Raw genomic sequence first — 12943 nt, 5'->3', positions numbered from 1 at the left:
AATTAATCGGTGAAAGGGTTGATGAGGATGACAGAAACCTACGTAATGGGCATTGATAATGGCTCCCAGAGTACAAAAGTGATTATCTTTGATACAAATGGAAATGAAGCCGCATTTGGTTCCTGCCCATTAAGGGATCCCTTAACACCCGAGCCGGGAATAGTCGTTCATCCAGATGACGATCTATGGGTCAGCTTATCCCATGCGGTAAAAAACTGCCTTGACAACTTTTCCGGAAATAGGGAAGCCATTGCGGCAATCGGCTTATGCACAATCAGAAGCTGCCGCGTCCTTCTCAAGGAAAATGGGACACTGGCTCAGCCTGTTATCAGCTGGATGGACACGAGGCTGTCAGCCCCCTACAAACACGAAGACGAATCGGTGAAGTATGTAACGACTACTTCCGGCTATCTCGGATGGAAATTGACAGGGCAGATGAATGATACAGCAGCAAATTACGAAGTTTTCTGGCCCTTGGACCGGAGCACACTGGACTGGTCTTCCGATGAGGAGGTGCTGGCAGCTGACGGCCTGTCACGCGACATGCTGTTCCACCTCGTCAAACCCGGGGAGATATTAGGAAACCTTCAGGCGGATCTTGCGCAGAGCTTTGGTTTGAAAGCTGATATCCCAGTAGTCGCCACGGCCAATGATAAAGCCGTGGAAGTACTGGGAGCCGGAATTAAAGACGAAAAAACAGTAATGATTTCATTAGGTACTTTCATTTCTGCTATGATTTACCGGAAAGAAGATAAAGATGAGGCTGAAAACTTCTTCCCTACTCTTGCAGCCATACCCTTTCGCTATGTTTACGAATCCGGTGGTATACGGCGAGGAATGTGGACAGTAAGCTGGTTCAAAAAATTAATCGGGGAAGAACTGGTTACAAATGCATCAAAAGAGAAGATTTCCGAAGAGGAATATTTAAACCGGCAGGCAGCACAGATTCCTCCAGGAAGTGACGGGCTGATAACAATGCTGGACTGGCTGGCCAGTCCCGACCGTCCCTACCGAAAAGGCATGATGATCGGATTTGATCAGCGGCACACAGCCTTTCACATTTACCGCTCCATCCTGGAAGCCATTTCCTTCAATATTAAAAACAATATTGACGACATGCTAAATGAGATCAACAGCAGTGTCGAACAGGTCGTAGTTACCGGAGGCGGGGCAAAAAGTGATGTATTAACTCAAATCATATCCGATCTGTTCGGTCTTCCGGTTCATAGAAGGCAGGGAAAAAGCAGTGCCTGTTTAGGAGCTGCTGTCAGTGCATGCACCCATTTGAATATCTATGAGGATTTTGCTCACGCTGCTGAAGCCATGATAAAAAATGAATCGACCTTTTACCCTGATTCAAACAGGCACACGTTTTATAATGAAGTCAATGAGACCCTGGTGAAGCATGTAAGAACGCATACCGATGAGATCTTAAAACGTTCCTATGCTTTCTTTCGTTAGCAAAGCTCTTTGGCTCGAAACAATGGGAAAGCTAGTGCAAGCCAGTGGATATCACTTTGTAACTGCTGTAAATTCAATAAAGAAAAGTGCAGGTGTCGGCTGCTATGGAAAAACTTCATGATAAATATAAAAAGTCAGGGATAAATATATGTTAACTCTACGAACAGATCATTTAACCAAATTAGAAAAATCGACGCACAGTACTCTTATGAAAAATGTGATTCAGAATAATACTATCGCCATTGTGGAAGCAGCTTCTCTCTGTCAGGTATCTCCTTCCAAAATATCTAAGCTGGTCAGAAAACTTGGCTTCGACAACTTTAAACAGTACAAACGCTATTTCAGCGGACAGGAAACTCCGGAAATCATTTCCGGAAAATCAACTGAAACAGCGCGTTTAATCCAGTTTTTAGAGAATTATAATCCTTCTCTTACGAAAGATTTCCTATCTGTTTTCACTAAATTTGATAAAGTGATTTTATTCGGGCTCGGCCCTTCCTACATCACCGCTGAATATTTTGCTTACAAACTTACTACGGTCACCGATAAAAATGTTTTTGTTACTCATCACGAAGATTACGCGGAGCGTCTGGCCGATGATAACACACTCCTTGTCGTATTCTCGGTCACCGGTACTTTCACTTCTTTTGAACCGCTTTTTGAAAACATTAAGCATAAAGATTCGCAGATCATGCTCGTGCTCGAGGAAAATATTAATACCCGTGATTCAAAAGCAGATTACATTATTACGCTCTCTCCACCCGACCAGGGCAGTGAATTACTCGCTTTCGAAAAGACGCGGACGGTGTTCTTTATTTTTATTGAAGAAATTATTGCTGAATTAAGGAAGCAGCGGAATCCTTAAGCTATCCAGCAGAAAGAAGGTGTCTCAACCGGGACATCTTCTTTTTTTTATTATACTCACCCCTCTTACCTGCGTCTCCTTTCCTCTTTTTCCCACTTTCGAAAAAACTACTTAAAAGCACGGATTACCCTGTTTGACTTCCAGCATGAAAACCCTTACACTAAATTCATCAAACAAATGTTTATAATTTTTACAAACATCATCGGAGGTGTCCTATGGATCGGTTTCGAAGGACTGAGTTAACGGAAAACGAACAGAAGATTTTTTCGCTGATCCGCAAAAATCCGTATATTTCGCAGCAGGCCCTCGCAGACAGCATCAGCCTGTCACGTCCGTCCGTCGCTAACATTATTTCTTCTCTTATGAAAAAAGAACTTATTAAAGGAAAAGCGTATATCGTCAATGAAACTGCCCCTGTCGTCTGTATCGGAGGAGCGAATGTGGACCGAAAGTACACGGCAAAACAGCCGCTTCAGTGGGGTACGTCAAATCCGACCTCCTCCGTGCAGAGTGCAGGAGGGGTAGCGCGGAATGTGGCCGAAAACCTTGGCCGTATGGAAATGGATACAGTCCTTATAACAGCTGCGGGAAACGACGTCGACTGGCAGCTGATCCACGAAGCAACATCACCTTTTGCCGATCTTGAACGCACCTCTTTCATCCCCGGAGCCACGACAGGTTCATACAGTGCCGTGCTCTCTCCGGATGGTGAAATGGCTCTGGCAATGGCCGATATGGAGGTGTTTGAAGCAATAACACCGGCTGTTATCCGTCAGAATGAAGCGCTTCTTGCCGGCAGCGCCTGTCTGATCGCCGACCTCAACTGTCCGAAAGAAACTGTCGAAGAAGTGCGGAAGACGGCTCATCGTGGAAACATTCCGCTTGCGGTGCTTGCTGTTTCCGCTCCGAAAATGAAGCGCCTCCCCGACAGTCTGGACGGAGTCACCTGGCTTGTTACGAACCGTAAGGAAACAGAAGAAGCTCTCGGCCTTCCGCTCGAATCGCCCGAGGAATGGCAGCAGGCCTGTGATCAGTGGCTGGCAGCAGGCACGGAAAAAATTATCATAACGGACGGGGCGGCTGGAGCCGTTCATGCAAGCCGTTCTTTTCCAAAGGCACAGCACGTCACAGCCCCCACTTCTGCAGTGGTCGTTGACGTAACGGGAGCGGGTGATGCTTTCGCAGCTGCTATGATCCGTTCTCAGCTTGACGGCGCGGCTCTTGAAGAATCGGTGCAGGCCGGCATCGGCAATGCCCAGGCGACCCTTGCTGTATCCGAAACCGTCCGCCGTGATCTGCACGCATCGAGCATCACCAATTATACTGAAACGGAGGCAGAATAAACGATGAATAAATCTATCAAACTCAGCCGGGAAGTGCTTGAAGCCCGGGAAAATAACAAGCCTGTTGTTGCTCTTGAATCCACGATTATTTCCCACGGCATGCCCTATCCCCAAAACGTCCAGACCGCCCGCGAAGTCGAACAGATTATCAGGGATAACGGAGCCGTTCCGGCAACGATTGCCATTCTTAACGGCACCATTCACGTCGGGCTCACTGATGACGAACTGGAAACGCTCGGCAGTGCGGAGAACGTGGCCAAAGCTTCCCGCAGAGACCTGCCGTATCTTACAGCAACGAAACAGCACGGCGCCACGACGGTCGCAGCTACGATGATCTGTGCAGAACGGGCCGGCATCGATGTGTTTGTTACCGGCGGTATCGGCGGAGTTCACCGGGACGCAGAAAAAACAATGGACATTTCGGCCGACCTGGAAGAACTTGCGAAAACAAATGTTGCTGTCGTCTGTGCCGGTGCCAAGTCAATTCTTGACCTCGGACTGACGATGGAATACCTGGAAACAAAGGGCGTGCCTGTTATTGGATTCGGCACCGATCAACTCCCGGCTTTTTTCACCCGTTCGAGCGAGTTTCCTGTCAATTTCCGGGTCGATTCCGCAGAGACCGCCGCCTCTGTTCTGCATGACAAGTGGGCTTTGGAGCTTCAGGGAGGTGCCGTCATAGCCAATCCTATCCCGGCCGAACACGCGATGGAGGAGGCACATATTTCCGCCATTATCGATAAAGCGTTAAAAGAGGCTATAGCAGCCGGCATCACCGGCAAAGACACCACCCCTTACCTGCTGCAGCGCATTCATGACCTGACGGACGGCGGCAGCCTCAAAGCCAACATCGCCCTCGTTAAACACAATGCCGAAATCGGTTCCGCCATTGCCGTCAGCCTGAACGAAATGAAGTAACGTGCGCTGACTAAATTAATAGCAGGTCAGCATTTTTAAAAACGGGGGATGTTGAAAGCCCCTGGTGAACATAAAAAAAGCGTCGTGACGATAAATGTTTCGTCATGACGCTTTTTATGTTTCAGGAGGCTCTACTATTGTTGGAATAATTTTTTATGAATCTTTTTGGCTCTTTTTCTTAATTACTTATTCGTTCTTCTATCATTAAAAACAGGCTTTACTGCTTACTTACCGATTCCCTGTTAATAAACTCTGTTTCCAGCGTGTAATGAGATTTTACAGGTTGACCCTCCAAAACTTGAAAAATGACGTGGGAAGCAAGCTTACCCATTTCGTATTTTGGATGTCTCATTGTAGTGAGCGGTGGTTGCAAATAAGGAGCCAGCTGAATGTCATCAAAGCCAATAATTGCGATATCTTCCGGGACGTTCAAACCGCTTTCTTTCAAAGCTTCTAAACCTCCTATGGCCATTTCGTCATTTGCATAAAAAACAGCATTGGGGAGATCTCCCTGATGAATAAGGATTTTAGTAGCTTGGTACCCTCCCTCATGAGTAAAGCTTCCATTCAAAATCCATTTAGAATCCTTCTTCAAGCCGCTGTCCTGAAGTGCCTGTTCGTATCCTGACAGCCGCTCCTGACTGTCAGAGGAGTTGATCGGTCCGTGAATACATGCTGCGGATACAGCACCCTTTTCCAATAGATGTCTTGTTGCTTCATATCCACCTTTGTAATTATTGACCGTGATACTTGTGAGGGCCTCCTTTTCCGGAAGGACTCTATCAAGAACAATTATCGGAAACCCTGTCCTGGCAGATTCTGTGATGAAATCATCAGAAATGTTGTGCGCCAATAAAATTACGCCATCCGCCCGTTTTTCACGCAAAAATTTAGCAGCCGTAGAGCTTTCGTTGCCATAAGAGCTGCAGACGAGAAGATCGTATTTTTTTTCGAGCACCTCTTCTTGGACACCACGGATAAGCTCGGAATAGAAAGGCCCCGTCAGGTCACTTAAAATAAGTGCTATAGTTTTCGTTTTGCTTTTCTTTAAATCCATTGCTACCCCATTCTTCTGGTACTGCAGTTCCCTGGCAGCCTGAAGGACACGTTCTTTTGTTTCCTGCTTCATCTTTTTCGTGCCGTTTAAGGCATAGGAAGCTGTAGATACCGCTACTCCCGCTTGTTTTGCTACGTCTTTAATTGTGGCCATGCTGGAACCCTCCTTTCCTAAACAGAGTCTTTTATCGATTTTATACTGTCATGATCAGAATGAACGATTTAAATAAATATCTATTTGATTATCTTTGTTTGAGTGCAAATCTGCAATTGGGAGAGAAAATCCTCCCTGCCGATATCGGTTATCCATCTCTTCTGTCTCTGCTTCTTTGCCGTTGATAACAATCTTCCGTGCATCCTGCTGGAGGTGATATGTGATTACAAGCGGCTTGTTATCAACCCGATAGTGGAAGATGAGACCATCCAAGTGCTGCGGAAGCACTGGATCTAAAATAAGCATATCACGTTTCCTGCGAATGCCCAGCACATTGCATATCAGTTGATGCATGTAGATTCCCGGACCACTGGAATAGATTCTCCAGCCTCCCTTTACCGGGATTTTCCCATCTCTTAATTCATCGAACCTTTCTGCTGCTTCCTTTCTGTTCAAAAAAGCTCCGTCAGAACTGCTGAAATAAGCATTGCTCTGGCGAGTACAGGCATTTGGAACTGCGTCTGCGATACGGATTGGATTGATCGACTGCAGACCTTTCCAAGTTTCCTCTTCTTTTCCGATTGCAGCCATAGCTTCCACAAAACGAATGTGGGCATGGACATATTGAAGGCCGATTTCCCTCCCGAAATTAGCCGACTGTTCTGCCCTCTTAAAGTGGTTACTCACCCCACCTTGATAAGAAGCCGGTTTGTTCATCAAGCGTACACCGTCTGGAAAATAAAGATGCTTTTTGATTGTTTTAAAATGGGTTTCTGCATCTTTGGGTGTGAGCATTCCAGCAATCATACTTCTTGTCATCGGCAGAAGCCGGTAGTCTATTCCCGTTTTTTCATCCTCAGGATGCAGCATCACTTCCGGATTTAGAGGATCTTCCAGATATACAAACCCTGGAAGGACCGTGCTTCTCTTAAAATAGTATTCATAGTCACTTTTGATGCCGGCTTTCAGCTTAGAGCTGATTTTATGGAGAGGATGAGCTTCCGGAAGCGTTTCACTAAGCATTTTAAATGTTTGATACGTCAGCGCTACTGTCCAGGTACTGACCATATATTTTTTTAGTGACTGATTAGCTGGTTGAAGTGTATCGTCCCAGTCTCCGTCCCCGTAAGAAGACAAGTAGGTGTCATGGAGAAAATGCTCTTCTATATATGCGATTTGTTTTTTTACGTGTTCCTCCAGCGTTGTTTGTTTTTTTGTAGGAAGCATTGTGCTCCGATCCGTGTAGGAGACCGTTTCGTTCAAAATATTTTCGTCACCGGAAGCTTCTAAATAATCTGCAAGCAGTTTCAGCGGCCAAACGATAATATCCCCATGGCTTTCCTCTTGTTTAATCGTTTCGTAGGCATCGAACATAAACCACTGAGGCCACCCCCCAGTATCTTCAAATTGCTGACGGTAGACTGTAAGAAGCATATGCTTAACCTGATCAAACTTCCCTACAGCAAGAAAATACTCCGCGGGTCCCTGACAGACATCACGGGTCCCCCAAGCTGCTGCGCCATACTGTTCCAGACCGTGAGGAACTGTATAATGAACGAGCATGTTATGTGTATACCATCGGCTTATCAAATTCATTTTTTCTGCTTCCGCTTGTGCAGTACCAGGTGCTTCCAAGTAAAAACCGTTTACCAGCCCATCGTATAGTTGATGAAAGGATTTAGTTTCTTCTTCTCTTTTCAGAAAATCGGGTGCAGGAAGTTCTTTCGTTAAACTCCCTTGAATTAGAAGACTCCAGGAAGCCGTTTCCTCCGTTTCATGGACAAGCAAAGATGCCTCACCCGGGTCCGCGTTACTGAGCAGCGCTGTTTCATCGGTCCTTCTTACTTTTGTACCACTGTAGATCATACGGTAGCATAGGTCTGGATATACTTCCGCGCTTTCTGACCTTTCGTCTGCAAAAATTCTCGTACCATCTGCCAGCTCCTCCAGTCGGAATGGCACTTCATACTCGTGATTCTGCATACTCAGCTGGCTTGTGACAAGAAACCGGTATGTACTTCCCTTTTGGGACTTTACATCCATCTGAATTTCTTCCCGGTCTTTTTTAGTAAAAACGGTGACTGTCAGTACATCATTTCCCAGCTTGTAATACCACTTTGCATAATGAAATCCCATTTCAAACAAAGACGGCATCGTTAAAAGCCTCCAACCGTCTGCAGTTTCTACATACAGACGCTGTCCGGAAGTGTGGAGAATATTTAAAGGGTTCCGGGCATTTGTCATCAATTTATGGAACGAGGTATTACCTATCGCTATCTGAGAATTAAACAGGCCGTACATGTATGATGTTGTAGTAATTACCGAACGGTCGGCAGCGTGCGTTTTTCCACTGAGAAGAATGTGACCGTGCGGCCGTTCCATCTGTGCTTCTTTAGCTGGAAGGACCACATGTTCCGCAGTAGGAGTAAAAAAAGCAGCCATCTTCCCGTTGATCTTCTCCTCCTGCTGCCGTTTCGGAAACATTTTCTCCAGTTCAGTATCTGTCAGACTCTCCCCTTGAAGGGAAGCTCCTGTTTTTAAGGTAAATGTCTCCCCTGTTTTTTCCCGAGGGAGTTCTTCCCTGCCTGCTGCCTCCTCATACTGACTCAGCACATCAGAGACGGGAAGTGGATTTTCTACTGCAGTCATATGATTCTTCTGATAAGCTGCGTAAAAAACTACCTTCTGCGGTTCGTTCAAAGTCACAGTACGGGACTGTAATCCAGTGTAGGCAAATTCATACTGATAGACCTCATTGGGAAACGTCGCCTGCTGCTGTAAAAGCGCAGGGGCCTCTGTTTCCCTGTAGGTTTTACCAAAAAACTGAAAACCATCTGTACTATACCCTTTAACTCCAGTTAATGCTCCCTGCTGTAAAAATGGGTGACCAGTCTTTTGGGGCTGGTTCTGGCGGCTGCAGACAACCCAGCCTTCCTCAGTCCAAAATGGTCGGTGGTCTATATACTGGGAGGCATAGGCCTCGTTATTACGCACCATCCCCGTATCGCCGAGACCGAGATCCTGGCCGTAGATGACTTCTACTTCCCCGTTCTCCCCATTAAGGGTAACTTCCCAGAACCACATATTGTCTCTTCCCGGAAGAAAGCGAAGCTCGTATTCAATCCCTTCCCAGATCCCTTGCCAATTAATACTGTTTTCCTTTAATAAGACGATTGAAGGGGAGCTGGCTCCGATAAGCTTTGTAAAACTGCTGGTATTTCCTTGTTTCTTTCTTAAATAAACATTGTTCATCGATCCATCCAGGATATTTCCAATCACCTGATTAATCATGACAGATCCCGAGGCCAATTGGAGAAGATCCCCGGCTTTAGAAAACTGAAACGTAACTGAGCCAGCCGATAAGCTGTATGTTTCTGTTTTTTCTGCATGTATTTTCACGCTATCACTACTTCCTTCTGCTTTGAAAATAATTTTTCTCCTAACAAATCTGTTTTTAATAAAAGACTTTATTAGCGTTCTCTGTTGTTTTTTTATGGAAAACTTCGCTGGATCTCTGTTCTGGGAGAGACCCCCAGCTTCCTATTGTCTTACTTGGACATGACTTATGAAAACGTCCTCCATGCACCTTTTCGAAACTCTTCATCAATTGATTTATTATTCTTGAATGGAGAACTCCTCCCTTTCAAGTAAGTGTTCCGGAGCGGATCCAATTTTTGTATTATGAAAGTATTCTTTAATAAGCCCATCGTGCAGATGGTTTGCAATTGAGAGCATTATCATTCCCTGATCAAGAGCAAGGTAGGCTTTTGTCACTTGTCCAGAATTCATATCTACTGTGTCAAAAAATCCATACGGTCCATAAGCACCAAGTGAGCGGAGCGATTTCATATTTTCGTAAACGGCTTTCGGGTCATAGTCGAGAGCAAGAAATGAAGCATGTGGGGTAACAATACCTGTTTCCGGATAACCTTCAATCCCTGCGGCCGGAACCCCAAACTCCTGATAGTCACCAGGCACTGCTGCAGGAGAAAATCCCCATGCAGGATAGTCCTGATCATCTGCATAAGCCTGCTGAACTTCCACATGACGGGCGTTGTTCAATCCCAGCCCTTTCGTTCCCAGTTCCTTTTCCTTGATCAGCAGACCTGGCATCAGCCCTTCAAACATGCTTCCACCCCAGCTTGGCACAAATTTAATTCCTTCATAATCATAGTGGCCCTGGAAAAAGGAGACTCCATCATATTCAACTTCGTAACCTTCTGGAGTCTGACTCTGCCAGTCCCACTCAGCAGGAAGGGTGCGGTCCATGTGCCACCAATGTTCAGAAGGAACATCTCCCTTTCCGATCGCGAGGTAGCTGGTCATCCGCGGCTCCGTGTACAAAGCGCCATAATGATGTTCTGTATAGGCGTCGTCCTCGACATCAAATCCCCCGTAAAAAAGATTTTCCTCTTCATCGTATAAAGTGGAATAATCCATCCCTTCTGCCAAATCCCATGACTGTTCTGATAGTTCATCATATGCCTCAGAAACGACATAAAGCGCTGCCGTCAGCCATCCGTTATCCACCTGGGAGATAAACTGCCCCCAATCTGTCATCAGACTCGCATCTTCTGTGTAATACCAGTTATAGTAGAGACCATTCCATGTCTCCATATCCTCAAGGCTGTCGAGAGTTTTCTGAATCTCTGTCATTGCTTCTTTTTTAGTAATAAAGCCCATTTCTTCTGCCGAAATTACGCTAAGCATGTACAGACCAATATTCGTTGGTGATGTATGCTCTCCTTCTTCTCCTTCATCGAGACGGACGATATCGGAAGTGAGTCCTGTCTCTTCATCTGTAAAATCCTCAAAATATTTATATGTCTGTTTAGCTACAGATTCAAACTGCTTGTCCATCGCCTTCTGCTTTCCGGGTGGCTGCTCAATTGAAGCGGAGGCTGCTTCCGGAATAACTGCCGTTCCCATCAAGACTGAAAGTACTAAAGCCGTTTTTTTTCATAATAAATCATCCTTTCGATATTTTAGTTAATGTAACAGTTTTTTCCTGTGTGTCTTCACTGTTACGACCAACCCGGATGCGCACCGCGCCCGGATCCCAATCCCAACTCAAGTCAGAGTGGTAATAACCAAGCATTGAGGTATCCACATGAAAACGGACTGTTTCTGTTTCCCCAGGGTTCAGCTTAACGAGCCGAAAGTCCTTTAACTCATTGACCGGTCGGACGACTTCTCCTGTTACGTCCTGCGTATACAGCTGAACAACTTCTCTTCCCCAACAGCTTCCTGAATTCGTAATATCAACAGTGACTTCAAGTGGTTCTTCCTGTGAAAAAGTGTCTCTTGAAAGGCTCATGCTTCCGTATGTAAAGGAAGTGTAGCTCAGCCCGAAACCGAAAGGAAATTGTGGCTCATTCGGCACATCCAGGTATTGTGATAAAAAACGGTCTTCTGTTGTCCCGCTTTTTTTAGGGCGACCAGTGTTGTAATGGTTGTAGTACACTGGAATCTGCCCTGCATTGTATGGAAACGACATAGTCAGGCGCCCAGAAGGATTCCTTTTCCCATACAGCAGGTCACTGACAGCATGTCCACCTTCAGACCCTGGAAACCATGCCTCTAGTACAGCATCAGATACCATTAAAAGTTGGCTTACATCTAAAGGACGCCCATTGAAGAGTACGGTTATGATCGGCTTCCCGAAAGATCGAACGGCTTCGGCAAGGCGAAGCTGCGCCTGAGGAAGAGTGATCTGAGAACGGCTCCCCGCTTCTCCACTCATTTCTGAGTGTTCTCCAAGAGCAAGGACAATTACATCTGCTTCTTCGGCCTTTTGACGAGCTTCCTCAAGCAGATAATCATTTGTAGAATGAATCCCGCTCCCCATAGCGGTAAGCAGCGAAGATGATACAGAGGTCATTCCCTCTGCAAGAGACACCACATCCTTCTCCTCTCCATAGATAGACCAAGCGCCCATAAGGTCTTTACTTTCCGCAAAAGGTCCGATCAAGGCAACTTTTGCACTTTTCGTGAGCGGCAGTACATCATTCTTGTTTTTCAGAAGGACACAACTGTCCGCTGCAAGCTCCCGTGCTCTTTCCCTGTGTGTTTCGGTGAGAAGTGCGATACGTTCCGTTTCTTCATCTGCTCCCCTGTAAGGATTTTCAAACAAACCGAGTTTGTTTTTAAGCTGGAGAATGCGCAGGACAGACTCGTCGAGCAAGTCTTCTTCCACTTCCCCTTCTTCTACAAGTTCTTTTAAGTGATTCAAATAGCAAGGCGTCATCATTTCGATATCCACTCCTGCAAGTGCTGACTTTTTTGCCGCTTCCCGTTTGTTCTCCGCTACACCGTGGGGAATCGCCTCCTGTACAGCCCCCCAGTCGGAAATGAGGACACCGTTGAACTTCATTCCTTCTCTGAGTTTTCCCCTTAGCAGCGGTCGGTTGCTCGTTGCAGGGATGCCGTCTACGGTGTTGAACGCAGTCATTACCAGATTCGCACCTGCGTCGATAGCCGCTTTGTAGGCCGGAAGATACTGCTCGTAAAGTTCTCGTTCTGAGACATCTACGGTATTATAGTCGCGGCCGCCTTCCGGTGCTCCATAGGCAGCAAAGTGTTTCACACAGGCAGCGAGTGTATCCGTGTTCTTTAAGTCCTTTCCTTGATAGCCTTTGACGAATGCTTCAGCAAATAGACTGTTCAACAAACGATCCTCACCGGTACTTTCCATCACTCTCCCCCATCGTGGGTCTCGTACGAGATCAACCATCGGCGAGAAAGTCACATGTAAACCGGAAGCGGCTGCTTCCTGGGCAGCAATCTTCGCACTGTATTCTGCTGCCTCGATATCCCACGAGCAACCGATGGCGAGCGGCACAGGAAAGATCGTCTTATAGCCGTGAATAATGTCTGCCATAAACAACAGCGGTATTTGAAGCCGATGATTGTCGATGTAGTTTTTTTGCATTCTATTAAGCTTGGCAGCGCCAGCTTCTCCAAGGACTGATCCTGAACCCGAAGTTTTTACTTTGGCAATGTCCATCTCAGCAAACGGGCCGGTAACGGCCCCTCCTGAATATTCATTATTAATAAATGCTGCCGTAACTTGTGTCATTTGTTCGATTTTTTCATCAAGTGTCATTTTTCCCAAGAGTTCTGTCAGCTGTATATCTTCCATAAGAG

8 protein-coding genes are annotated in these 12943 nt (G+C 46.2%); 4 read left to right on the top strand and 4 right to left on the bottom strand.

Features of this window, described 5'->3' with window-relative positions; translation table 11 throughout:
• The first annotated feature begins 27 nt into the window (after positions 1-27).
• From FTX54_RS00980 to FTX54_RS00965, 4 genes are all read left to right on the top strand, one after another.
• The gene (locus FTX54_RS00980; RefSeq protein WP_147804541.1) at positions 28-1461 is read left to right on the top strand and encodes an FGGY-family carbohydrate kinase; all 1434 of its coding nucleotides are present in this window, start codon (positions 28-30) and stop codon (positions 1459-1461) included.
• A 148-nt stretch (positions 1462-1609) separates the two neighbouring features.
• The gene (locus FTX54_RS00975; RefSeq protein ID WP_147804542.1) at positions 1610-2326 is read left to right on the top strand and encodes a MurR/RpiR family transcriptional regulator; all 717 of its coding nucleotides are present in this window, start codon (positions 1610-1612) and stop codon (positions 2324-2326) included.
• Positions 2327-2541: 215 nt separating this feature from the next.
• Positions 2542-3669 carry a carbohydrate kinase gene (locus FTX54_RS00970; RefSeq protein ID WP_147804543.1) on the top strand — a complete coding sequence of 376 codons (1128 nt, stop codon included), beginning with the start codon at positions 2542-2544 and terminating at the stop codon, positions 3667-3669.
• Positions 3670-3672: 3 nt separating this feature from the next.
• Positions 3673-4587 (top strand): pseudouridine-5'-phosphate glycosidase, encoded by a 915-nt coding sequence (locus FTX54_RS00965; protein ID WP_147804544.1) that lies wholly within the window; start codon positions 3673-3675, stop codon positions 4585-4587.
• Between the two features lie 217 nt (positions 4588-4804).
• Here FTX54_RS00965 and FTX54_RS00960 read toward each other — a convergent pair whose 3' ends face one another.
• The 4 genes from FTX54_RS00960 to FTX54_RS00945 all read right to left on the bottom strand — a co-directional run bounded on the left by FTX54_RS00960 (position 4805) and on the right by FTX54_RS00945 (position 12938).
• Positions 4805-5797, bottom strand: a complete 993-nt coding sequence (locus tag FTX54_RS00960; protein WP_147804545.1) for a LacI family DNA-binding transcriptional regulator — start codon at positions 5795-5797, stop codon at positions 4805-4807.
• 54 nt (positions 5798-5851) lie between these two features.
• Positions 5852-9196 carry a GH36-type glycosyl hydrolase domain-containing protein gene (locus FTX54_RS00955; protein WP_246125663.1) on the bottom strand — a complete coding sequence of 1115 codons (3345 nt, stop codon included), beginning with the start codon at positions 9194-9196 and terminating at the stop codon, positions 5852-5854.
• Between the two features lie 216 nt (positions 9197-9412).
• A complete protein-coding gene (locus tag FTX54_RS00950; RefSeq protein ID WP_147804546.1) occupies positions 9413-10726 on the bottom strand; it encodes a glucoamylase family protein in 1314 nt (437 codons plus the stop codon).
• A gap of 40 nt (positions 10727-10766) precedes the next feature.
• Positions 10767-12938 carry a glycoside hydrolase family 3 N-terminal domain-containing protein gene (locus tag FTX54_RS00945; RefSeq protein WP_147804547.1) on the bottom strand — a complete coding sequence of 724 codons (2172 nt, stop codon included), beginning with the start codon at positions 12936-12938 and terminating at the stop codon, positions 10767-10769.
• Positions 12939-12943: the final 5 nt, after the last annotated feature.

The sequence above is a fragment of the Alkalicoccus halolimnae genome (genome assembly GCF_008014775.2).
GTDB lineage: Bacteria > Bacillota > Bacilli > Bacillales > Salisediminibacteriaceae > Alkalicoccus > Alkalicoccus halolimnae.
This window is presented reverse-complemented; position numbering and strand designations above follow the sequence as displayed.